The organism is Deefgea piscis (assembly GCF_013284055.1).
GTDB lineage: Bacteria > Pseudomonadota > Gammaproteobacteria > Burkholderiales > Chitinibacteraceae > Deefgea > Deefgea piscis.
The window spans coordinates 558424-580306 of sequence record NZ_CP054143.1 but is presented as its reverse complement, the minus strand read 5'-3'; the positions used below and the strand labels follow the sequence as shown (position 1 = coordinate 580306).

Annotated in this window: 21 protein-coding genes and 4 tRNA genes; 15 read left to right on the top strand and 10 right to left on the bottom strand. The window is 47.7% G+C overall.

Annotated elements, in window-relative coordinates; all coding sequences use genetic code 11:
- The first annotated feature begins 12 nt into the window (after nt 1-12).
- The 10 genes from HQN60_RS02800 to HQN60_RS02755 all read left to right on the top strand — a co-directional run bounded on the left by HQN60_RS02800 (nt 13) and on the right by HQN60_RS02755 (nt 6781).
- Nucleotides 13-1200, top strand: coding sequence for a flagellar hook-length control protein FliK (locus HQN60_RS02800; RefSeq protein ID WP_173532248.1), 1188 nt, complete (start codon nt 13-15; stop codon nt 1198-1200).
- A gap of 161 nt (nt 1201-1361) precedes the next feature.
- The gene (locus HQN60_RS02795) at nt 1362-1919 is read left to right on the top strand and encodes a flagellar basal body-associated FliL family protein (RefSeq protein ID WP_173532247.1); all 558 of its coding nucleotides are present in this window, start codon (nt 1362-1364) and stop codon (nt 1917-1919) included.
- Between the two features lie 40 nt (nt 1920-1959).
- Nucleotides 1960-2979, top strand: a complete 1020-nt coding sequence (gene fliM / locus HQN60_RS02790) for a flagellar motor switch protein FliM (RefSeq protein ID WP_173532246.1) — start codon at nt 1960-1962, stop codon at nt 2977-2979.
- Nucleotides 2972-3406 carry a flagellar motor switch protein FliN gene (gene fliN, locus HQN60_RS02785; RefSeq protein ID WP_173532245.1) on the top strand — a complete coding sequence of 145 codons (435 nt, stop codon included), beginning with the start codon at nt 2972-2974 and terminating at the stop codon, nt 3404-3406. The genes fliM and fliN overlap by 8 nt, the downstream gene beginning before the upstream one ends.
- Before the next feature lie 63 nt (nt 3407-3469).
- Complete coding sequence (gene fliO / locus HQN60_RS02780; protein ID WP_173532244.1) at nt 3470-3835, top strand: flagellar biosynthetic protein FliO; 366 nt, start codon at nt 3470-3472, stop codon at nt 3833-3835.
- Entirely contained in the window at nt 3832-4575 is a 744-nt protein-coding gene (gene fliP, locus HQN60_RS02775) for a flagellar type III secretion system pore protein FliP (RefSeq protein ID WP_173532243.1), read from the top strand. The genes fliO and fliP overlap by 4 nt, the downstream gene beginning before the upstream one ends.
- Nucleotides 4576-4578: 3 nt before the next feature.
- Nucleotides 4579-4848 (top strand): flagellar biosynthesis protein FliQ, encoded by a 270-nt coding sequence (gene fliQ, locus HQN60_RS02770; RefSeq protein WP_173532242.1) that lies wholly within the window; start codon nt 4579-4581, stop codon nt 4846-4848.
- Entirely contained in the window at nt 4845-5633 is a 789-nt protein-coding gene (fliR, locus tag HQN60_RS02765) for a flagellar biosynthetic protein FliR (RefSeq protein ID WP_173532241.1), read from the top strand. The genes fliQ and fliR overlap by 4 nt, the downstream gene beginning before the upstream one ends.
- A gap of 100 nt (nt 5634-5733) precedes the next feature.
- Nucleotides 5734-6522: a GTP cyclohydrolase FolE2 gene (gene folE2, locus HQN60_RS02760; protein WP_173532240.1), complete on the top strand. Its 789-nt coding sequence runs from the start codon at nt 5734-5736 to the stop codon at nt 6520-6522.
- Between the two features lie 58 nt (nt 6523-6580).
- Nucleotides 6581-6781 (top strand): hypothetical protein, encoded by a 201-nt coding sequence (locus tag HQN60_RS02755; protein WP_173532239.1) that lies wholly within the window; start codon nt 6581-6583, stop codon nt 6779-6781.
- A gap of 157 nt (nt 6782-6938) precedes the next feature.
- Here the strand turns inward: HQN60_RS02755 and pgeF are convergent, their stop codons facing one another.
- A complete protein-coding gene (pgeF, locus tag HQN60_RS02750) occupies nt 6939-7682 on the bottom strand; it encodes a peptidoglycan editing factor PgeF (protein ID WP_254456670.1) in 744 nt (247 codons plus the stop codon).
- Nucleotides 7651-8706 carry a 23S rRNA pseudouridine(1911/1915/1917) synthase RluD gene (rluD, locus tag HQN60_RS02745; protein ID WP_373281539.1) on the bottom strand — a complete coding sequence of 352 codons (1056 nt, stop codon included), beginning with the start codon at nt 8704-8706 and terminating at the stop codon, nt 7651-7653. Before rluD ends, pgeF begins: the two co-directional genes overlap by 32 nt.
- On the opposite strand from rluD, the gene HQN60_RS02740 reads away from it, so the two are divergent.
- From HQN60_RS02740 to HQN60_RS02720, 5 genes are all read left to right on the top strand, one after another.
- Entirely contained in the window at nt 8705-9508 is an 804-nt protein-coding gene (locus tag HQN60_RS02740) for an outer membrane protein assembly factor BamD (RefSeq protein ID WP_173532238.1), read from the top strand. The genes rluD and HQN60_RS02740 overlap by 2 nt on opposite strands.
- Nucleotides 9509-9578: 70 nt before the next feature.
- Nucleotides 9579-9654 (top strand) — tRNA-Ala (locus HQN60_RS02735).
- 45 nt (nt 9655-9699) lie between these two features.
- A tRNA-Glu gene (locus HQN60_RS02730) sits at nt 9700-9774 on the top strand.
- A gap of 30 nt (nt 9775-9804) precedes the next feature.
- A tRNA-Ala gene (locus tag HQN60_RS02725) sits at nt 9805-9880 on the top strand.
- A 48-nt stretch (nt 9881-9928) separates the two neighbouring features.
- A tRNA-Glu gene (locus tag HQN60_RS02720) sits at nt 9929-10003 on the top strand.
- A 50-nt stretch (nt 10004-10053) separates the two neighbouring features.
- On the opposite strand, the gene HQN60_RS02715 is transcribed toward HQN60_RS02720, so the two are convergent.
- The 8 genes from HQN60_RS02715 to zwf all read right to left on the bottom strand — a co-directional run bounded on the left by HQN60_RS02715 (nt 10054) and on the right by zwf (nt 21786).
- Nucleotides 10054-10239 carry a hypothetical protein gene (locus HQN60_RS02715; protein WP_173532237.1) on the bottom strand — a complete coding sequence of 62 codons (186 nt, stop codon included), beginning with the start codon at nt 10237-10239 and terminating at the stop codon, nt 10054-10056.
- A gap of 286 nt (nt 10240-10525) precedes the next feature.
- The gene (gene lpdA / locus HQN60_RS02710; RefSeq protein WP_173532236.1) at nt 10526-12313 is read right to left on the bottom strand and encodes a dihydrolipoyl dehydrogenase; all 1788 of its coding nucleotides are present in this window, start codon (nt 12311-12313) and stop codon (nt 10526-10528) included.
- A 112-nt stretch (nt 12314-12425) separates the two neighbouring features.
- Complete coding sequence (gene aceF / locus HQN60_RS02705) at nt 12426-14042, bottom strand: dihydrolipoyllysine-residue acetyltransferase (RefSeq protein WP_173534570.1); 1617 nt, start codon at nt 14040-14042, stop codon at nt 12426-12428.
- 102 nt (nt 14043-14144) lie between these two features.
- On the bottom strand, nt 14145-16805 hold the full coding sequence (gene aceE, locus HQN60_RS02700) for a pyruvate dehydrogenase (acetyl-transferring), homodimeric type (protein WP_173532235.1): 2661 nt from the start codon (nt 16803-16805) through the stop codon (nt 14145-14147).
- Between the two features lie 93 nt (nt 16806-16898).
- Nucleotides 16899-18545, bottom strand: a complete 1647-nt coding sequence (pgi, locus tag HQN60_RS02695; RefSeq protein WP_173532234.1) for a glucose-6-phosphate isomerase — start codon at nt 18543-18545, stop codon at nt 16899-16901.
- 55 nt (nt 18546-18600) lie between these two features.
- Nucleotides 18601-19446: a transcriptional regulator HexR gene (gene hexR, locus HQN60_RS02690; RefSeq protein ID WP_173532233.1), complete on the bottom strand. Its 846-nt coding sequence runs from the start codon at nt 19444-19446 to the stop codon at nt 18601-18603.
- 89 nt (nt 19447-19535) lie between these two features.
- Nucleotides 19536-20234: a 6-phosphogluconolactonase gene (gene pgl, locus HQN60_RS02685; protein WP_173532232.1), complete on the bottom strand. Its 699-nt coding sequence runs from the start codon at nt 20232-20234 to the stop codon at nt 19536-19538.
- A 103-nt stretch (nt 20235-20337) separates the two neighbouring features.
- Nucleotides 20338-21786: a glucose-6-phosphate dehydrogenase gene (zwf, locus tag HQN60_RS02680; protein WP_173532231.1), complete on the bottom strand. Its 1449-nt coding sequence runs from the start codon at nt 21784-21786 to the stop codon at nt 20338-20340.
- Nucleotides 21787-21883 lie beyond the last annotated feature (97 nt).

Below are 21883 nucleotides of genomic sequence, written 5' to 3'. Positions count from 1 at the left end.
TTGGGTGTAATTATGGCAACAACTTCTGCTGTGCCAGTGCAAGTTCAAGCTCCTGTGAGCCGTGCAGTTGAGTCGCGTACTGCGCGCGAAGCGAGTCAAGCAAGTGACTTTAAAGATGAATTTAAGCGTGAATTAGGCCGAGATCGGGCAGAAGCGTCTGCGCCAACGCCGAATAATAAAGTTGCAGCAAAATCGGACAAAAAAGAAGAGACCCCTGCGAGCGAATCACCGCAAACGCAAGCGGCAGTACTTGATCCTTGGTTAGCCATGCTACAAAACACCTTAGTTGCGCCTACGAGCACGAGCGTTGCGCTGACTGAGGAAGCGGCGCCACTGAGTGATATTGCCACTGATCCTGAAGCGGAAAATCCAGCAGTATTCAATCCATTGACTGCCCTGATGGTAAAAAATCCAGCAAGCAGTAGCGAAAATACCGATAGCGCCAAACTGGGCACTGATAAGCAACCCAATCAAGCCGCATCTTCTGCACTAGCGGCAATGCCACAGCCTAAAGTGGATGTCGCTGAAACGGCAAACCTTGCCGTCGATACGGCAAAATTAAACGCCACTGAAATGATCGAAACCCCATTAGAGTTAATACCCAATACCGACTTTAAAACGCAATTAACTGCGCTGCATGAGCAGCGAAGCCTTGCTGCGAACAATCCGGTGAGTAGCGCTTTGCCGAATAAGGAAATCGCGGTGCCAGTGCATCACTTGGCTGAACCAGTTGGGCAAATGCGCTGGGGTGATGCATTGGCTCAGCGAGTTGGGCTGATGCTAGGCCGGCAAGAGCAACAAATTCAAATGCAATTGAACCCCGCGCATTTGGGGCCAATGGAAGTGCAGTTGAGTGTGGCGCAAGATCAAGCGAGTGTGGTGTTTAGTTCGCAAAATGCGGCGGTTCGCGATGCGCTGGCTGCGGCCATGCCGCGCTTGACCGCTTTATTGGCTGAACAAGGTTTTACCTTAAGTAATGTGCAGGTGGCTTCAGATACTTTGCAGCAGCATCAACAACAGCAAGCACAACAAAACCAATCACAATGGGGGGGGATGAACCAAGGTCAGCAGCAAGCCCAGAATGGTCGAGAGCTGGGATTAACTTACGGAATAGCGGCGGGCATGGTCGATGAAAATCCGCTGGAATCATCGATGGTGCGACTACCTATTCAAAAAGGGGGCTTGAATTTATTTGTCTGATTTCATATCCTCTGCCGCAATAATGCTTGCTTAGCGCTTGTTTTATAGTATCTTTCGCTATATTGGCAAAGTTTTACGCCCTAGCTACGCTGGGGTATAGTTATTTCAAGTTGATCATGAAAGATTGTCTGTTCATGAGCTTTCATTTTTAAGGATGTAATATGTCGGATGCAAAAGCAGAAGCAAAAGCAGAAGCCGCTCCAAAATCTAAAAAAAATATTCTGCTTATTATCGTTGCTGCTGTATTAGTTTTAATTTTAATTTTGGGTGGTGCACTGGCCTTTTTCTTATTGAAAAGCCCGGCTGAAGGTAATGCCGAAGAAGCAACCGCAGAAGCTGCAGCGCATGGGGAAGAAAAGAAAAAGGAAAAGAAAAAAGAAAAGAAACCCGATGAACACGCTAAACCCGTATTTGCTAAATTACAAGATCAGCCATTTACAGTTAATTTAAGCGGAGAGCCCGAGTCGGTATTGCAAGTTGAAATTATGGTTGAACTCGCAGAAGAGGCTGATAAAGAACGAATTACCTCCGTGCAGCCTAAAATATTAGATGTGGTGAATCGTTTATTGCGAGCAAAAACTTTAGAAGAAGTTAAAACCCCGCAGGGCCAAGAAGAATTAGCGAGACAAATTAGAGAAAAAATTAATGCAATTTTAGAAGTTGAAGCAAAAGACGAGGGCGTATTAAGCGTTAATTTTACTAAGTATTTTTATCAGTAGATTGTTAAAAATTAGAACATCAGAGTTATAAAAAGAGATAATGGCTGACGATATTCTTTCTCAAGAAGAGGTCGATGCGCTTCTGCGCGGTGTGACTGGTGAAGAGGACGATGGTGCCGATGACGTCGATCAGTCGGCTGTCCGCAATTATGATATTGGTCGACAAGAGCGCATTGTGCGTGGGCGGATGCCGACGCTGGAAATTATCAATGAAAGGTTTGCCCGTAACTTACGTATTGCCTTGTATAATTTTATGCGCCGCAATGCTGAAATTAGCGTTGGCCCTATTCGGGTGCAAAAATACAGCGAATTTATTCGCAATTTGGTGGTGCCAACCAATTTGAATATGGTTCAAATGAAGCCATTGCGTGGTACTGGCTTATTTATTTTTGATCCAAATTTTGTTTTTTTAGTGGTGGATAATTTATTTGGCTCTGATGGTCGTTACCACGTCAGGGTTGAGGGGCGAGACTTTACTCCGACTGAGCAAAGGATTATTCAGCGCTTGCTTGAGGTTGTGTTTGAAGAATATCAAAAAGCGTGGAAGCCGGTTTTTGAGTGTGAATTTAGCTATATGCGCTCAGAAATGAATACGCAATTTGCCAATATTGCGACACCGACGGAAGTCGTGGTGGCGTATACCTTTAAAATTGAATTGGGCGCTGGCGGCGGTGATTTTCACATTTGCTTACCGTATTCAATGATCGAACCGATTCGAGATATGTTGTATAGCTCGATGCAAACGGATCGAATCGAATCGGATAATCGCTGGTCATCGTTACTACGCAAACAATTACATCATGCGGATGTCAATCTGGTGGCAACCTTGGGTAACGCTAAAATTACTTTGGGCGATATTTTGAATTTAAAAACGGGTGATGTGATTTCTTTGGATATTCCAGAAGCCATTATTGCATCCGTGGATAGCGTGCCAGTGCTTGAGTGTAAGTATGGTATTCTTAACGGTCAATATGCATTAAAAGTCGACAAGGTACTGGGCTCAGCTGAGGCTTTGAACGGCGTGCAAGACGAAGAGAATAGCGGAGAAGGTAATGGCTGAAGAAACCACGGGTGCAGCAGAAAATCCTGATGATATTATGGACGATTGGGCGGCGGCTCTCGCTGAGCAAGAGGTAACTGACGCCGCTAGTGATACTGCCAGTACAGTACAAGCGGCTGATATTTTTCAGCGTTTTGATACTGCCGCTGCACCGAGCAATACGCCGAATAATATTGATATGATTTTAGATATTCCGGTCAATTTGACGGTGGAATTAGGGCGCACTAAGATCGCAATTCGTAGTTTATTACAGCTGGCACAAGGCTCCGTGGTTGAGCTCGATGGGATGGCGGGTGAGCCGATGGATGTGTTGGTCAATGGTTGTTTGATTGCTCAGGGTGAGGTTGTGGTGGTGAATGATAAATTTGGTATTCGACTCACTGATATTATTACCCCTGCAGAGCGCATTCGTCGCTTGCATAAATAATCCAATCATATGAATCTAATTCGATTGCTTTGCGGCAGCCTTGTGGGGCTGCCGTTCTCCGTTATGGCTGCAACGGCAGCGCAAACTGCACCGGGACCAGGTGTTGGGCAGCTGATTCAAGTGATTTTGGCTTTGTTGCTGGTGCTGGCGTGTATTGTTGGCGGTGCTTGGCTGATGCGCCGTTATGCCTTAGTGCCGGGGGCTGGCAATACGCATTTGCGGGTTGTTTCTGGGGTGATGGTGGGCACCAAAGAGCGGGTGGTGATTGTTGAGGTTGAAGGTACTTGGTTGGTTGTTGGCGTCACTCACCAGCAAGTCAATTTGCTGCATACGCTAGATAAGCCCGCTGATGTGGTGACAACACCAGCAACCCCTGCATTTGCACAATGGCTGCAAGCGGCAATGGCTAAACGGAATACCTCATCATGAAGAAAATCATCCTACTCGCTGGGGTATTGCTTAGTCCTGTATTGTTGGCTGCCGAGCCTGCGGGTATACCCTTTATGAGTTCCTCACAAACGGCGGCGGGAACGGCGTATTCTTTGCCGATTCAAACCTTGCTGTTTATGACTGCGCTGGGCTTTATTCCGGCGATGTTGTTGATGATGACGTCGTTTACGCGAATTATCATTGTGCTGTCGTTGTTGCGACAAGCCTTGGGTACGATGCAAAGTCCACCCAATCAAGTGATTGTCGGTTTGTCGCTGTTTTTGACGCTGTTTATTATGGCGCCGACTTTTGACAAAATTTACGCCACGGCTTATCAGCCTTTTTCGGAACAAAAAATCACCTTTAATCAAGCCTTAGAACAGGGCGCCGTGCCGCTTAAAGATTTTATGCTCAAGCAAACACGGCAAAAGGATTTGGCGTTTTTTATTGAGGTGTCCGGCGCAAAAGCACCCAATGGACCAGAAGACGTGAGTTTGCGGGTGTTGGTGCCGGCCTTTGTGACTAGTGAGTTGAAAACTGCTTTTCAGATTGGCTTTTTGGTCATTATTCCATTTTTAATTATTGATTTAGTCATTGCCAGTATTTTGATGGCGATGGGGATGATGATGGTGTCGCCGGTGATTATTTCTTTGCCATTTAAAATTATGCTGTTTGTACTGGTTGATGGCTGGACGCTCTTGATGGGCTCCTTGGTGCAAAGTTTTTATATTCCGAGTTAATTCATGACACCAGAAACGGTAGTGACTTTATTACAAAGAGCGATGGAATTAATGATTTTGCTCGGTGCGCCAGTGTTACTCACTGCGCTCATTGCCGGTTTGATTGTGAGTATTTTTCAGGCGGCAACACAGATTAATGAGGCGACGCTTTCTTTTATCCCTAAAATCCTCGCTTGTTTTTTGGTGCTGGTGCTCGCTTTGCCGTGGATGATTGAAACGATGAGCGATTACACTATCCGTCTGTACCAAAGCATTCCTCAGTTGATTGGATGATTACGGTTACTCAAGTCCAAATTGAAATTTGGCTGGCATTATTCTGGTGGCCATTCTTGCGTATTTTGGGTCTGTTATTGGCGGATCCATTTTTTTCTAGTCGCGCGATCCCGATTAAAGTGCGTGTTGGCTTGGCATTGTTACTCACCGTGCTGGTCGCGCCCTTATTGCCGACAATGCCAAGCGTTGCCGTAGGTTCTCCCGAAGGCGTGCTGATTGCATTGCGTGAGCTATTGATCGGCTTATCAATGGGTTTTGTGATGCGGCTTATTTTTAGTGCGGTGGAGTTAGCTGGGCATTTGTCAGGTTTGCAAATGGGTTTAGGTTTTGCCACTTTTTATTCGCCGCAAAGCGCGACCAATAGCTTGGTAATTTCTCAGTTAATGAGTTTATTTATGCTGCTGGCTTTTTTGTCCATTAGCGGCCATTTAATGGTGTTGCAGGTATTAATTGACAGTATGGTGCAGTTGCCAGTTGGTGGCTTGCCGGTTTCAGCCAGTGGTTTTAAACAAATTGCCAATTTAGGGGCGATTGTGTTTCGCACGGCGGTACTGTTGTCGTTGCCGGTGTTGGCCGCGTTATTGATTACCAATTTAGCCATTGGCGTGATGACGCGGGCTGCGCCGCAGTTAAATGTGTTTGCAGTTGGTTTTCCACTGACTTTGGCCGTGGGTTTTGCGGCAATGTATTTTTCTTTACCGATGCTGGTGCCGCATATTGATCAAGCGTTAGCCAGTTATACCCGCTATATCGGGCAAATATTGACCGCGTTTAGCCAGAAGTAATCGTTGCGATTGATAAATGCAATTCCCGACTGGTTTGCTCGGGTATTGGCCTCAGGGTATAATCAACTTATCCAATTAATTCTTTTGAAGTGAGATTCCGATGAGCGTGGTCATTGCCGATGTGCAAAACACAGTGGATACCCGCAATATTGCGATTAATAAAGTAGGGATCAAATCGATTCGCCATCCTGTGCAAGTCGCGGATCGCGCTGATGGGGTGCAACATACGATTGCTACTTTTGATATGTATGTCTTTTTGCCGCAGCACTTTAAAGGCACGCATATGTCGCGCTTTGTTGAGATTTTAAATAGTCACAACAAAGAAATCTCAGTGGAATCATTCGAAGCCATTTTGCGTCAAATGTGTGAGCGTTTAGAAGCTGAAGCGGGTTATTTAGAAATGCGCTTCCCGTTTTTTATCAATAAAACGGCGCCGGTTTCTGGTGTAAAAAGCTTGCTTGACTATGATGTTTCGCTGATTGGTGAGCTAAAAGATGGCGTATTTACACAAACACTCAAAGTGCTGGTACCGGTGACGAGTCTTTGCCCTTGCTCGAAAAAAATCTCTGAGTATGGTGCGCATAATCAGCGTTCACACGTGACCATTAGTGCTACTTTGGGTCAGCATGTGTGGATTGAAGAAATCGTTGAGATGGTAGAGAAGCAAGCCTCTTGCGAGTTGTATGGTTTATTAAAACGCCCGGATGAAAAATACGTGACTGAACGTGCGTATGATAATCCGAAGTTTGTCGAAGACATGGTGCGCGATGTGGCAGCAAGTTTGAATAACGAGCCGCGGATTGTTGCCTATGTGGTTGAATCGGAAAACTTTGAATCGATTCATAATCATTCGGCCTATGCCTTGATTGAGCACGATAAGCGCGCTTAAATTGCATGCGTTAAAATATTAAAAGAGGCGCCATTGGCGCCTTTTTTTGAGGTTGCTGATGTACATCTTATTAATTGGATATTTGTTCGTCATTGTGATGTTTGCCGCCGTGGTGGGGGCAAGCAATTGGGTGCTTGGGTTGTTTTTCTTTATTACATTGGCAGTGCTGCCAACTTGGCTGATTTTTTGGCTGAAACGCAGTGTGCAAAAGAAAAAAGCCGAAACCAAACTCGAACAACAAAATTTAGAGCAAGAATAAGCTGTTAAGCCATTGTTTGCTTGTTGTTGAATATGGTGATACGAATATGGGTATTTGATCGCAAGCCTTTTTTAATATGCTTTACGATCAAATACCCATTATGTAGGTCGATTAAGTAATTGACCTTTGCAGTAGTTAAATCCACTGATTCGCTAAGTTATTCCAGCCAAATCAAGCTGGCCATGCGGCCGGTAATACCATCGCGGCGATACGAAAAATAATGCTCGCTATCGCTAAAAGTACATTCTCCCCCGCCATAAATGGCCGTAATTCCGAGCGCATTAAGGCGTTGGCGTGCCAATAAATACATATCAGCCAGCCATTTTCCATTGGCGTTGGCGGTAAATGCGGCAGCAGCAGCGGCATCATGCTCGATAAAAGCGGCCCTCACTTCGTCGCCCACTTCAAAAGCACTCGGCCCAATTGCGGGCCCTAACCACGCCATTAAGGTATTACTGGGAACCGCCATGGCATGTACGGTGTTTTCAATCACCCCATCACAAAGTCCGCGCCAACCGGCATGTGCCGCTGCAACCACACTGCCTTGCTGATCACAAAGCAACACCGGCAAACAATCGGCGGTCATCACGACACAAACTGCGCCTTTACTGCGGCTAATGCTGGCATCGGCTTCGATCGGCGCATGAATTTCTGCGGCATCGACCACGATGGTGCTATGGGTTTGCTTAAGCCAAGCAGCAGGGTGGGGTAATTGTTGCCGATTGGCCATGACGGCCTTAATGTCATCGCCAACATGGTCACCCAGATTGAAGCTGGCATAAGGCGCCACACTCACACCGCCATGCCGAGTGGTTTGTTTGGCCTGCACATTGGCTGGAGCGGGCCAAATCGGATTTAATAAATAGGTATTATTCACGGACATAAATAAGTTCACAGTCATGATCGTCTTCGCCTTCATCATCGTCGTCGAAATCGTCTTGGCTTAATCCAACATCCGCGCGCAAGGTACCAATCAGCTGTTCCAAATCAAATGGAACTGCCGCTTTCCACGTCATGGTTTTACCACTCTCAGGATGGACTAAAGAGAGCTTTCTAGCGTGTAATGCTTGACGATTCAGTTCTTCGAGCGCCATTCGCACTTCGTTACTGGTATCCATTTTAGGCGCTACGCCATACACCGGATCTGCGGCCAGTGGATGTTTAATATGTGCCATATGCACACGAATTTGATGGGTTCGACCGGTTTCTAAGCGGCATTCGATCAAGGTGTAAGCGTTAAAACGCTCTAAAATATGGTAATGCGTAATCGAAGGTTTACCACTTCGCACTACGGCCATTTTTACGCGATCTTTCGGGTGACGACCAATCGGTGCATCCACCGTGCCATCTGCATGGATTAAACCGCTGGCAACGGCGAGATAATGGCGTTTAACGCTGCGTTCTTGTAATTGGTTGACTAAGTGCACTTGAGCTTGCAGCGTGCGTGCAACCACCATTAAACCACTGGTTTCTTTATCTAGGCGATGGACAATGCCGGCACGCGGGATTTGGCGTAATTCTGGGTAATGAAACAGCAGGGCATTTAATAAAGTGCCCGACCAATTGCCGCTACCCGGATGAACCACTAAGCCAGCAGGCTTATTGATAATAATAATGGTGGCGTCTTCGTATAAAACATCGAGTTCGATGTCTTCGGCTTCAAACGCCACTTCGTTGGGGTCGGGCTGCACGTCGACTTTAAGCGTTTCTCCTCCCCAGAGTTTGGTTTTTGGTAGCGCAGTTGCGTCATCTACCCAAACCCGCCCGTCTTTAATCCACGTAGTCAAGCGGCTGCGGGAAAAATCAGGCAAAATCTTCGCTAAAGCAGCGTCCAAGCGTGTACCTGCCAAGTCGGCGGGCACAGACAAAACACGGATGTCTGCGAAGTCGTTATAATCGTCGAGTTCAATATCGGATTGCATCATGACTAAGATTCTACCGCGAATCCTGATTTCTGCCTTGTTAGTTAGCTTAATGGCAGGATGTTCTTCGCTTAATAATGAAAAACCAGATGAAACTCAGGGCTGGAGTGCCGAGAAATTATTCTCTGCGGCTAAATCTGAGCAAGTGAGCCGCAGCTATGAAGCGTCTAATAAGCTGCTGGAAAAATTAGAAGCACGTTTCCCCTACGGGCGTTATGCACAGCAAGCGCAATTGGAAATGGGCTACAACTATTACAAAGATCAAGAGCCGGCTTTGGCTTTAGCTGCAATTGATCGCTTTATTAAACAAAATCCAAGTCACCCGAGTTTGGATTACGCTTTGTATCTAAAAGGCCTAGTGACTTTTAATGAGTCTCAGGGTTTTATGTCGAATATATCGAAGCAAGATATGTCCGAGCGCGATCCAAAAGCTGCGAAAGAGTCATTCAATTCATTTCGTGATTTAGTGCAACGTTTTCCTGAGAGTAAATATGCGCGCGATGCCGAAATTCGGATGGGCTATTTAATTGGTGCAATGGCCAAATATGAATTGCATGTGGGTCGTTACTACTTTCAGCGCGGGGCTTATTTAGCTGCAGCCAATCGTGGCCGTGCATTGCTGGATAACTATGCCAATACCAAGCAAGTTGAAGATGCATTGGGTTTGATGATTCAGTCCTACGATAAATTGGGAATGAAAGAGTTGAGCGCAGATACCCGCCGAGTTTTATTGCAAAACTATCCTAATTCGAAGGCCGCTGAGGTGGACTTTGAAACTGATCCTTATTGGTGGGCACCGATTTAAAAATAAGTGCAGAATAATTCAAAGAGGGCTTGACGTACTTTAATTTGCCGTCTATTATTCTGCTCTCTCTGGGGGTATAGCTCAGTTGGTAGAGCGCTTGCATGGCATGCAAGAGGTCAGCGGTTCGATTCCGCTTACCTCCACCAGTTAGATTTAATTGATTGTTTTTGCATCAGTTAAATAAGATTTAAGTCCCTATAGTTTAGCGGTTAGAACACTGCCCTTTCACGGCGGCGGCCGGGGTTCGATTCCCCGTGGGGACGCCAGTATTAAGTTGTATGTTTATTTGTAAGTGCGGGGGTATAGCTCAGTTGGTAGAGCGCTTGCATGGCATGCAAGAGGTCAGCGGTTCGATTCCGCTTACCTCCACCAGTTTTAAGCAAATTGGTTTTAGTGATCAATTTGAGATGTAGTTTTAATGTCCCTATAGTTTAGCGGTTAGAACACTGCCCTTTCACGGCGGCGGCCGGGGTTCGATTCCCCGTGGGGACGCCAATAGATAAAAAAGCACTCAATGTTTTGAGTGCTTTTTTATTGTCTAAAAATTAATGCCGACGATTTTTATCGTATTCAATACGCGCATGTGCAAGGCAATCATAGAAATCAATGCGTAAGTTCGCACAGAGCTCTAAATAATGCTGTAGTTGCGCAGTCACTTCATCACTCAGTTGTTCTGTTGGCTTTTGTTGCGAACCAGTCGGAATATGAGACTTGAGTTGATAGCTGGCCATCTGAATTGCTCCTTGCAACACTGTGAATCAAGTATTGCAAGACGCGTGCCATGTTGCAATGCGGAAAATACGTATATTTGAATGGCGAAACTCATCTTTTGACGTGAAATACGTTGAAACACGGCAAAATTTGCCAGAGTACCGCGGCAATTGATGTATTTGCTCGTGTTATTGCGGCAAATAATTGTTTTTATTGAAGATTACTCATTCCTCCATTCATCGTTTTAAATGCGAGTGTATAAAAAAAGCCACGAAAATCGTGGCTTTTTTGCGTCATAACAGCGATTTATTTTTTGCGCTGTGGCGGCAAATCGGTACAAACACCTTTTGCCACTTCGGCAGCCATACCAATCGATTCGCCCATGGTTGGGTGAGGGTGAATGGTTTTGCCGATATCTACTGCATCTGCGCCCATTTCGATGCCGAGACAGATTTCACCAATCATATCGCCAGCGTGCGGGCCAACAATGGCACCACCGAGGATTTGGCCGTTTTCTGCATCAAAAATCAATTTGGTAAAGCCTTCAGTGCGGCCGTTGGCAATCGCACGACCAGAGGCTGCCCATGGGAATACGCCCTTGGTGATTTTGATGCCGTCTTTCTTGGCTTGATCTTCGGTCAGACCTACCCAGGCCACTTCAGGGTCGGTATAGGCAACACCAGGAATCACGCGTGCGTCGAAGTAGGCTTTGTGACCGGCGGCGTTCTCAGCGGCAACGTGCGCTTCGTGGACCGCTTTATGCGCCAACATTGGTTGACCAACTAAATCGCCAATCGCGAAAATATTGGCCACATTGGTACGCATTTGTTTATCAACGTTGATAAAGCCACGCTCGTCGACCATCACACCGGCATTTTCTGCGCCAACTTTCTTACCGTTCGGTGAGCGACCGGTTGAGTACAGTACCAAGTCATAGCATTGCGCTTCGCTTGGGGCTTTCGGGCCTTCAAACGTCACCCAAACACCGTCTTCTTTTGGCACAATCGACGTGGTTTTTGAGCTGAGCATGATATTGTCAAAGCGATGCGCATTCCAGTCTTGCCATACTTTAACGAGGTCACGGTCTGCGCCTTGCATCAAGCCATCAGACAATTCAACCACGTCTAAACGCGCGCCTAGGGTTGAATACACGGTACCCATTTCCAAACCAATAATCCCGCCGCCGATAATCAGCATGCGTTTTGGTACTGATTTGAGCTCCAACGCGCCAGTTGAATCAACAATGCGTGGATCATTCGGGATAAATGGTAGTTTCACCGCTTGCGAACCCGCTGCAATCACGGCTTGCTTAAATTTAACGACTTTTTTCTCGCCGCTTAAATCTTTACCGGTGCCGCTAGTGACTTGAACTTCCATGTGATTGGCGTCAAGGAAAGTACCAATACCGCGTACTTGTTCAACTTTACGCATTTTTGCCATGCCAGCGAGGCCGCCAGTGAGCTTGTTAATCACTTGCTCTTTGTAGCCGCGTAGGGCATCGATATCGACTTCGGGCGCGCCGAATTTAATCCCGTTTTTGGCCATGTGCGACACTTCATCGATGACCGCTGCATTGTGCAGCAAGGCTTTCGATGGAATGCAACCAACATTCAAGCACACACCACCGAGCGTGGCATAACGCTCAACGATGACAGTTTTCATGCCCAAATCAGCGGCACGGAATGCCGCTGAATAGCCGCCAGGGCCAGCGCCAACGACCAGCATATCGCATTCAATATCGACATTACCGGTGTATTGACCTGCAATCGGTGCCGCTGTTGGTGTAGGGGCCGATACGGGGGCCGAAGTTTGAGCCGGCGCAGTTGCAGCTGGCGCTGGTGCCGCCGCACTTGCAGCAACTTCCAAGATGGCGATCACGTCGCCTTCTGAAGCTTTGCTGCCTGCAGTCAAGCGCATTTCTTTGATGACACCCGCGTGCGTTGACGGTACTTCCATCGTTGCTTTGTCGGTTTCGAGTGCGATCAAGCTGTCTTCTACGGCAACGGTATCGCCGACTTTAACAAACACTTCAATCACATCAACACCAGCATGGCCGCCGATATCGGGTACTTTTAATTCAATCGTATTGCTCATTTTAAAATCCTGTATGGGATCGCCCTGTAGGGTGGGTTAGGCAAAGCCGTAACCCACCGACTGGATATAATGGTGGGTTACGCCCAAGGGCTAACCCACCCTACGGAGCTGCTTACAGCACCAGTCGACGCACATCCGACAACAATTTACCCAAGAACACAGTGAAACGGCCGGCTTGCGCGCCGTCGATTACGCGGTGATCGAATGACAACGACAATGGGCACATTAGGCGTGGCGCAAATTCTTTACCATTCCAAATTGGCTTGATTTGCGATTTGCATACGCCCAAGATCGCCACTTCAGGTGCATTCACGATTGGGGTAAAGCTGGTGCCACCGATGCCGCCGAGACTAGAGATAGTGAATGTCGCGCCTTGCATATCGGTCGGTTTGAGCTTGCCATCACGCGCTAAAGCTGACAATTCACTCAATTCTTTAGTGATTTGTTTCAAGCCTTTTTGGTCGACGTTTTTGATGACCGGTACGACCAAGCCATTTGGCGTATCAGCTGCAAAGCCGATGTTGTAATACTGCTTCAGAATTAAATTATCGCCATCGAGTGATGAATTCATTTCTGGGAAGGCTTTGAGTGCTTCAGCAGCGGCTTTGATAATGAAAGCCAGCGGCGAGAGTTTCAGGCCACTTTTTTCCCATTCTTTACCGATGGTTTTGCGGAAGTCTTCCAATTCGGTGATATCGCACTCGTCGTTAAACGTAACGTGCGGGATCACGACCCAGTTGCGATGCAAGTTGGCGCCAGAAATCTTTTTGATTTTTGACAATGGCTTGCTTTCGATCGGGCCGAACTTGGCGAAGTCCACTTTTGGCCAAGGCAGCAATTCCAAACCAATGCCTGAGCCAGCAGCTGGTGCCGCCAGCGATGAAGCGACTGCACTGGTCATGACTGATTTAACGAAGCTTTGCACGTCTTCATGCAAAATACGGCCTTTCGGGCCTTTGCCGGTGATTTTGCCTAAATCAACACCGAGTTCACGGGCGAATTTACGCACTGATGGTGACGCATGCGCTTTACCAAAAGTCACTTCATTTACAGCGGTGCTTGCAGCTGGTGCCGCAGTCACTACGGCAGCAGGGGCTGCAGCAACGGGTGCTGGCGCTGCGACAGGGGCTGCGACGGCAACTGTGGCTGCGGGTGCGCTCGCGGTTGCGGCGACTTCAAGCAATAAAATTACATCGCCTTCAGATGCTTTGCTGCCGACTTGGATTTTGATTTCTTTCACCACGCCGGCGTGCGTTGATGGCACTTCCATGGTGGCTTTATCTGTTTCAAGCGCGATTAGCGATTGCTCTTTTTCGATGACATCGCCAACTTTAACGAAAACTTCAATCACGTCAACGCCAGCATGGCCGCCGATATCGGGTACTTTGACTTCAACGACACCCGCGCTAGTCGCAGGTGCAGCCGCGGCTGGCGCAGCAGCAACGGCAGCAACCGGCGCAGCAGCGGCTGCAGGCGCAGGCGCCGCTTCGCTGACTTCGAGCAACAATACCACGTCGCCTTCAGAGGCTTTATCGCCGACTTTGATTTTCATTTCTTTAATAACACCCGCGTGCGTTGATGGCACTTCCATCGTCGCTTTATCGGTTTCAAGTGCGATTAAAGATTGTTCTTTTTCGATCGTGTCGCCAACTTTGACGAAGACTTCGATCACATCAACACCAGCATGCCCGCCGATGTCTGGAATTTTTACTTCAATTAAATTGCTCATCATCAAATCCTGTGTGGGTGAGAGTTAGGGGCGAGGTATAGGCCTCGCCCTCTGATCGTTCTTGATTCTTGGGGCTATACCCAACAAGAACGACTCACTCGATTACACTGTCCAAGGGGCTGGTTTCGCTGGGTTGATGCCATATTTTTCCATGGCTTCAAGTACCTTCTCTTTACCGATCTTGCCTTCGTCAGCCAAAGCTTTAATTGCGGCAACCGCAACGTAGAAGCTGTCGACTTCAAAGAACTTACGCAATTGTTTGCGTGAGTCAGAACGGCCAAAACCATCGCAGCCAAGTACCACGTAACGACCTGGTACATATTCGCGAACTTGATCGGCAAAGGCGCGTTTGTAATCGGTTGCAGCGATCACAGGACCTTGACGACCAGTTAAGCATTCGGTCACGTATGGCACCGCTTGTTCACCCATTGGGTTGAGCATATTGTGACGCTCAGCAGCCATACCATTGCGGCGCAATTCGTTAAAGCTTGGGCATGCCCAGATATCAGATTCGATACCGAAATCAGCTTTAAGTAATGCTGCAGCTTGGATCACTTCACGGAAGATTGTGCCTGAACCCATCAATTGCACTTTGAGCTTGGCGTCTTTCGGGCCTTCTTGGAACATATACATGCCCTTCAGAATGCCGGCCTCGCTACCTGCTGGCATGGCCGGCTGGGTGTAGTTTTCGTTCATTACTGACAGGTAGTAATAGATGTTCTCTTGGTCTTGGTACATACGGCGCATACCGTCTTGTACAATCACAGCCAATTCATAGGCAAACGTTGGATCGTACGATACGCAGCTTGGGATGAATTCAGCAAACAAGTGACCGTGGCCGTCTTGATGCTGCAAGCCTTCGCCATTCAATGTGGTACGACCCGCAGTACCGCCAATCAAGAAGCCGCGTGCGCGCAAGTCGCCAGCTGCCCAAGCCAAGTCACCGATACGTTGGAAACCAAACATTGAGTAGTAGATGTAGAACGGAATCATGGTTACGCCGTGGTTGGCGTAAGAAGTTGATGCGGCGATCCAGTCAGACATCGCGCCAGCTTCGTTAATCCCTTCTTGCAAGATTTGACCGGTTTTTGACTCTTTGTAGAACATCAATTGGTCAGCATCTTGTGGCTCGTACAATTGGCCCACGTGTGACCAAATACCGAGTTGACGGAACAAACCTTCCATACCAAAAGTACGTGATTCATCCGGAACGATAGGCACAACGCGATTACCGATTTTCTTGTCTTTGGCCAAGGCAGTCAAAATACGCACGAAAGCCATGGTGGTCGACATTTCACGATCACCAGAAGACTCAAGTAGACCTTTGAATAGATCTAAACCTGGCACTTCAAGTGGTTCGTCAACTGGCTTACGGCTTGGCAAGAAGCCGCCTAAAGCAGTGCGACGCTCGTGCATGTATTTCAATTCTGGAGAATCGGCCGGTGGCATGTAGAACGTGCATGATGCCGCTTGTTCATCAGTCAATGGAATATTGAAGCGATCACGCAGGTTCAATAAATCGTCATTGGCTAATTTTTTCGTGTTGTGAGCTACGTTTTGTGATTCGCCAGCGGTACCTAGACCAAAACCTTTTACTGTTTTAACCAGCAATAGGGTTGGTTGACCTTTGTGTTGTACGGCCGCTTTATAGCCTGCGTACACTTTGTACAGATCATTACCACCGCGAGTCAGGCGCCAGATGTCGTCATCCGACATGCTAGAAACCAGATCGAGCAACTCTGGGTAAGCACCAAAGAAATGCGCACGAACATAAGCGCCATCTTTTGATTTGTAGGTTTGATATTCGCCGTCAACGACTTCCATCATGCGTTTTTGCAACAAGCCTTTTTTGTCTTGTGCCAACAACGCATCCCAGCCTGTGCCCCAAACGACTTTAATCACATTCCAGCCAGAACCACGGAAGTCGCCTTCGAGTTCTTGGATGATTTTGCCATTACCGCGAACTGGGCCGTCAAGACGTTGCAAGTTGCAGTTAATCACAAAAATCAGATTGTCGAGGTGCTCACGACCTGCGAGTGAAATCGCGCCGAGTGATTCTGGCTCATCCATTTCACCATCACCGCAGAAGCACCATACGTGACGATCGCCTTTTTGCGTGAAGCCGCGATCATCGAGGTATTTCATAAAGCGCGCTTGGTAGATCGCCATCAATGGACCTAGACCCATTGATACGGTTGGGAATTGCCAGAAATCAGGCATCAACCAAGGATGTGGGTAAGACGACAAACCGCCACCGTCGACTTCTTGACGGAATTTATTCAGTTGTTCTTCAGAAATACGGCCTTCAAGGAAAGCACGTGCGTAAACGCCAGGTGCTGAATGACCTTGGACGTAAACCAAGTCACCACCGTGGTTTTCGTCTGCGGCGTGCCAGAAGTGATTCCAGCCCACATCATACAAAGTAGCAGCAGAGGCAAACGATGAAACGTGGCCACCTAAATCACCATCAAAACGATTGGCTTTAACCACCATTGCCGCCGCATTCCAGCGGGTGTACGACAAAATACGCTCTTCAAGATGCGCGTTGCCTGGATGTTTGGCTTGTAAATGCGCTGGAATGGTATTGATATAAGCGGTGGTCGCGGTGTATGGAATATTGACACCGTCTTGACGGGCGTGATCGACCAATTGTTCCACTAAGAAATGAGCACGCTCAGCGCCCTCAGTTTCAATCACGCTTGCTAAAGCATCGCGCCATTCTTTAGTTTCTTGTGGATCATGGTCATTGAGTTGCTCTGCCATTTGTATCTACCTTGTGAGTGGTGTTGTGGTACACATCCGATGATCGGTTCGGATATTGTTTGTAAACAGGCGACGAGTAGTCGCCCTTTTGGGTTAGCGCGGGGTGTTCCGCTTGTAGTAATTGATTAAACCATTGGTCGATGCATCATGCGAATGTGTCAGACCTGGGGTAGTTAGATCGGCCTCGATCGCCTTGGCCAATTGTTTGCCGAGCTCAACGCCCCATTGATCGTAGGAATTGACATTCCATACCGTGCCTTGCACAAATACTTTATGTTCGTACAGGGCAATCAATGCGCCTAAGCGGCGCGGGGTCAGGCGTTGCATCAAGATGGTATTGGTCGGGCGATTGCCTTTGAAAATCTTGTGTGGCACGAGTTTTTCTTGGGCTTCACCAGTAATACCAGCTTTGTCGAGTTCGGCTCGCACTTCGGCTTCGTTTTTACCGCGCATAAAGGCTTCGGTTTGGGCAAACACATTGGCCATCAAAATGGTGCTGTGTGGCTCTGGAATGTCCGGATGCTCAATGGTCGCAATAAAATCGATAGGCAGTAGCTGGGTACCTTGATGCAGCATTTGATAATATGCGTGCTGGCCGTTAATACCCGCATCACCCCAAACCACAGGGCCGGTGGCGTAATCAACGCGATTGCCATCAAGGTCAATCGATTTGCCGTTTGATTCCATATCCAATTGTTGCAAGTAGGCTGGAAAGCGCGACAAGCATTGGTTGTATGGCGAAATCAAATACGTAGTGGCATCAAAGAAGTTGGCATACCAAATGCCAAGCATCCCCATAATGACCGGTAGATTTTGCTCGAGTGGTTTGCCACGGAAGTGTTGGTCCATGGTGTATGCGCCATGCAGCAAATCTTGGTAGTTATGTTTACCTAAGAAGATCGCAATCGGCAGGCCAATCGCCGACCACAGGCTGTAACGACCACCAACCCAATCCCAGAATTCAAACATATTGTTGATGTCGATACCAAACTCAGCCACGGCTTTGCTATTGGTCGAAACGGCAACAAAGTGTTTAGCAATGTGTTTTTCTTCGAGTGCGCTCGACAAGAACCATTTGCGGGCAGTGCGCGCATTGGTAATGGTTTCTTGGGTGGTAAAGGTTTTTGACGCAACAATAAATAACGTGGTTTCAGGGTCGAGCTGCTTGAGCGTTGAAACAATTTGGTCGCCATCTACAGTTGAAACAAAGTGCATTGTTAAACGTGCGTGACCGTATTCTTTGAGTGCTTGGCAGACCATCAGCGGGCCTAAATCAGAGCCACCAATGCCGATGTTCACAATGTCAGTAATCGGTTTGCCGGTGTAACCTTGCCATTCACCTGAGCGAACTTTGTCGGAAAACACGCCGATTTGTTCTTTCACGGCATTCACTTTAGGCATCACGTCTTCGCCGTCGACCATGATCGGCGTGCGGTCTAAATTACGTAATGCGGTATGGAGTACGGCACGATTTTCGGTGGTGTTGATTTTTTCACCAGAAAACATTTTTTCAACGCGATCTACCAAGCCCGATTGACGCGCTAAGTCCATGAGTAAGGCCATGGTTTTTTCGGTAATTCTATTTTTTGAATAATCAAAAAATAGACCACCCGATTCAAGCGAAAACCTTTCAAATCGATGCGGATCATTATTAAATAAATCGCGCATATGCATCGGTGACACTTCTTTAAAGTGCTCAGCAAGTGCCAGCCAAGCAGGAGAAGAGGTTAGGTTAGACATCGGGATCGTTCCTTGTTGATCGCTTGCAGGTATTGTCGTGTGAGGGCGAATTTTTTTAGTGCTCATGTCCACGAACTCGTTTTTCTTTCATATTGCGTTTCATTTTCTCGAGCTGATCGATCAGCTCAGGGCCACGTTTGAGTGCAACACCCACGGCCAATACGTCGATGATGACCAAATGCACGATGCGGGTAATCATTGGCGTGTAAAGGTCTGGATCTTCCATCGTGTCGGCAAACAGACAAATATTGCAGCGCTTGGCCATCGGCGATTTGGAATGGGTAATGCCGATCACATCGGCGCCAGAATCACGCGCAATTTCGACCGAGCGCAGCATATCTAAAGTGCGGCCCGAATTGGATACCGCAATTACCGCGTCACCCGGTTTGAGCATCGATGCGCTCATGCCATGCATATGGGGGTCGGTATACGCAACCGTTGGCACGCCAAGGCGGAAGAATTTATTTTGCGCATCAATCGCTACCGCGCCCGACTGGCCTTGGCCCCAAACTTCAATTTTTGGGGTGTTAGATAAGATCTTGATGGCTTTTTCTAATACATCGGTATCGAGTTCATTCCGACAACGCAGTAGATGAGAAATATTATTGTCGAATAATTTTTTTGCCAAGTCATGCGCCGAGTCATCCGCTGAGACCATCGAATGCACATAAGGCACGCCAGAAACCAAGCTGCGCGTGAGGCGTAGTTTGAAATCTTGCAATCCTGAGCAATTGAGTGAACGGCAAAAGCGAATCACGGTAGGCTGAGAAACGGCGGCCAGATCGGCAATTTGTGCAATCGGCGCATTGGCGACTAAATTGGGTTGCGCCAGCACTAAATCGGCTACTTTACGTTCGGATTTAGATAAAGTATCGAGTACTGCTTTGATTCGTTCGAGCATTATTTAGCGCCCTCAATCAAACGCAATAACGCCAAGCAGGATGACTGCTTTGGCGTTGATAGAAAAAAGTTAAAGGAAAAGCGGTTCACTTAAGCGGTCCAATAAACCTGAGCAGGCTGCTCGCTTTGATCGAGCACACGGCGAATTGGATATTGCTCGGTTAGTGATTTTTGTTCTTGCATGGCGTGTTGCAATAATTCTTTTTTGCCTTCACCGGTGATATGGACGTAGAGATTGCGTGCTTTCGCAATCGTTGGCAAAGTGAGGGTGATACGCGAATGCGGTGCAACCGGCGGCGTGACTGCCGCGACCCAGTCTGTGGATGCACAGGCTGCTTCGAGCTCTGCGGCATTGGGGAATAAAGACGCAGTATGACCGTCATCACCCATACCTAAGATCAGTATATCAATAGGGGCTTTGATTTGTTTAAGCTGCGCTTCAATACCTGCTAGACCTGCATGTGGCGTTGCGGCATCGTTGACCATAGAAATAAACTGCGCTGCTGCCGCATTGTCTTGCAATAGATTTTCGCGGGTCAGGCGTTCATTGCTATCGGCGTGATCGATCGGCACCCAGCGTTCATCAACCAAGGTGATGATCACTTTTGACCAATCAATCGCACTGGTTCGCAATGCTTTAAACATGCCAGCTGGCGTGCGGCCACCTGATACGGCCAGACTCGCTGAGCCTCGCTCAGTAATCGCCGCTTGGAGTTGTTGGGCAATGGATTGAGCGAGTTTGAGGTCGAGTTCGTCTTTACTTGTGAACTCATGCCATTGCAACGTCATGCGTGGATCTCCAGATTTATAATTGTGCAATGCAATACGGAGTTTCCCCAATTTTGACATATCCAGTCAAAAATTAGGGAAACTCTTTAAGGTTTGTTGCAGATCAAGATTCTTCGTGCCAGCACAAACCATCGCGAGATAACAGGGCAGAAGATGCTGCAGGGCCCCAAGTGCCGGCCGTATAGGTTTTCGGACCTTCTGAACTATTTTCCCAGCTCTCGATAATCGGCTCAACCCAACGCCATGCGGCACGTTGTTCGTCACGACGTACAAACAGCGATAGATCGCCTTTGATGACATCCATCAACAAACGTTCATACGCTTCTGGACTGCGAGTGCTGAAAGTTTCTTTGAAATCCAAGTCCAAATACACTTCGCGCAAACGTTCACGACCTGGTTCTTTGGCCAACAAGTAGAGACGAACGGATTCATCCGGTTGTAATTGAATCACCATGCGGTTCGCTTGCATGTTTTTGCCAAAAATCGACGTCGGCGCGGCACGGAAATTAATCACGATTTCAGCTAGACGTTCTTGCAAACGTTTACCAGTACGCAAGAAGAACGGCACGCCAGCCCAGCGCCAAGTTTCGATCTCGGCTTTTAACGCCACAAAGGTTTCTGCTTTCGAACCAGCCGGAACGCCAGGCTCATCTTGATAGCCAGGAACAGCTTTGCCGCCAACAGCGCCGGCACGATACTGACCGCGTACGACTTTGTTGTGAACGTTTTCAGGCGTCAGTGGTTTGAGTGCGCGCAATACTTTGAGTTTTTCGTCACGAACTGCGTCAGCATCAATGGATGCTGGCGGCTCCATCGCCACAATCGTGAGCAGTTGCAAGAGATGGTTTTGCACCATATCGCGCAGTGCACCGGTTTTGTCATAAAAATCAGCGCGGGTTTCAACGCCGACTTGTTCAGTAACGGTGATTTGCACGTCGCGAATCCATTCGCGGCGCCACAGTGGTTCAAGCAAAGTGTTGGCAAAACGCAATGCAATTAAATTCAGAACCGGCTCTTTACCCAAGTAATGGTCAATGCGGTAAATTTGCTGTTCTTGGAAGTATTCGCCGACTTCGTCGTTGATTTTATTCGAAGATTCTAAGTCGTGGCCGAGTGGCTTCTCAAGTACGACACGTGAATTACCTTTGTTAAGACCAACTGCAGCTAAATTTTTTGCAATCGGAGCAAAGAAATCTGGCGCAGTTGAGAGGTAGAATACACGGCTACGATTTGGATAAATATTCAGTGCTTCAGCTAAAATCTCGAAGTCGCTGAGGGTATGGGCATCGACTTTAAAGTATTCGATGCGTTCCGCGAACTGAGCCCAATCGGCTTCGTTATAGTGGCTACCTAAAAATTCTTTAGCTTTGCTTTGCGCTTTAGCGGTGTAGCTGGCCGTGTCTGAAGGGCTGCGGCCTAAGCAAATAATCCGGCCATCTTTTGGAAGGTTGCCGTCTTGGTGTTGGTGGTAAAGTGCCGGCAGCAACTTGCGCAAGGCTAAGTCACCAGTGCCGCCAAAAAATACCATGTCGAAAGCGTCGATCGGGTTCATTGCAGCAAATCCTTCCTGATAATAAGGGGGGTTAATATGCACCTAAATGATACAGGTTAACAAGTAAGCTTTGTAATCTTACTACATGCCTAAATGA

Coding starts and splice junctions, on each gene's coding strand:
- rluD (WP_373281539.1), bottom strand. CDS start 8,706: ATGATGCAATCCGATATTGAACTCGACGATTATAACGACTTCGCAGAC.
- pgi (WP_173532234.1), bottom strand. CDS start 18,545: ATGTCTAACCTAACCTCTTCTCCTGCTTGGCTGGCACTTGCTGAGCAC.
- HQN60_RS02800 (WP_173532248.1), top strand. CDS start 13: ATGGCAACAACTTCTGCTGTGCCAGTGCAAGTTCAAGCTCCTGTGAGC.
- fliP (WP_173532243.1), top strand. CDS start 3,832: ATGAAGAAAATCATCCTACTCGCTGGGGTATTGCTTAGTCCTGTATTG.
- HQN60_RS02795 (WP_173532247.1), top strand. CDS start 1,362: ATGTCGGATGCAAAAGCAGAAGCAAAAGCAGAAGCCGCTCCAAAATCT.
- lpdA (WP_173532236.1), bottom strand. CDS start 12,313: ATGAGCAATACGATTGAATTAAAAGTACCCGATATCGGCGGCCATGCT.
- fliO (WP_173532244.1), top strand. CDS start 3,470: ATGGCTGCAACGGCAGCGCAAACTGCACCGGGACCAGGTGTTGGGCAG.
- zwf (WP_173532231.1), bottom strand. CDS start 21,786: ATGAACCCGATCGACGCTTTCGACATGGTATTTTTTGGCGGCACTGGT.
- pgeF (WP_254456670.1), bottom strand. CDS start 7,682: ATGACTGTGAACTTATTTATGTCCGTGAATAATACCTATTTATTAAAT.
- aceF (WP_173534570.1), bottom strand. CDS start 14,042: ATGAGCAATTTAATTGAAGTAAAAATTCCAGACATCGGCGGGCATGCT.
- pgl (WP_173532232.1), bottom strand. CDS start 20,234: ATGACGTTGCAATGGCATGAGTTCACAAGTAAAGACGAACTCGACCTC.
- folE2 (WP_173532240.1), top strand. CDS start 5,734: ATGAGCGTGGTCATTGCCGATGTGCAAAACACAGTGGATACCCGCAAT.
- fliQ (WP_173532242.1), top strand. CDS start 4,579: ATGACACCAGAAACGGTAGTGACTTTATTACAAAGAGCGATGGAATTA.
- aceE (WP_173532235.1), bottom strand. CDS start 16,805: ATGGCAGAGCAACTCAATGACCATGATCCACAAGAAACTAAAGAATGG.
- fliN (WP_173532245.1), top strand. CDS start 2,972: ATGGCTGAAGAAACCACGGGTGCAGCAGAAAATCCTGATGATATTATG.
- fliR (WP_173532241.1), top strand. CDS start 4,845: ATGATTACGGTTACTCAAGTCCAAATTGAAATTTGGCTGGCATTATTC.
- HQN60_RS02740 (WP_173532238.1), top strand. CDS start 8,705: ATGACTAAGATTCTACCGCGAATCCTGATTTCTGCCTTGTTAGTTAGC.
- HQN60_RS02715 (WP_173532237.1), bottom strand. CDS start 10,239: ATGGCCAGCTATCAACTCAAGTCTCATATTCCGACTGGTTCGCAACAA.
- fliM (WP_173532246.1), top strand. CDS start 1,960: ATGGCTGACGATATTCTTTCTCAAGAAGAGGTCGATGCGCTTCTGCGC.
- hexR (WP_173532233.1), bottom strand. CDS start 19,446: ATGCTCGAACGAATCAAAGCAGTACTCGATACTTTATCTAAATCCGAA.
- HQN60_RS02755 (WP_173532239.1), top strand. CDS start 6,581: ATGTACATCTTATTAATTGGATATTTGTTCGTCATTGTGATGTTTGCC.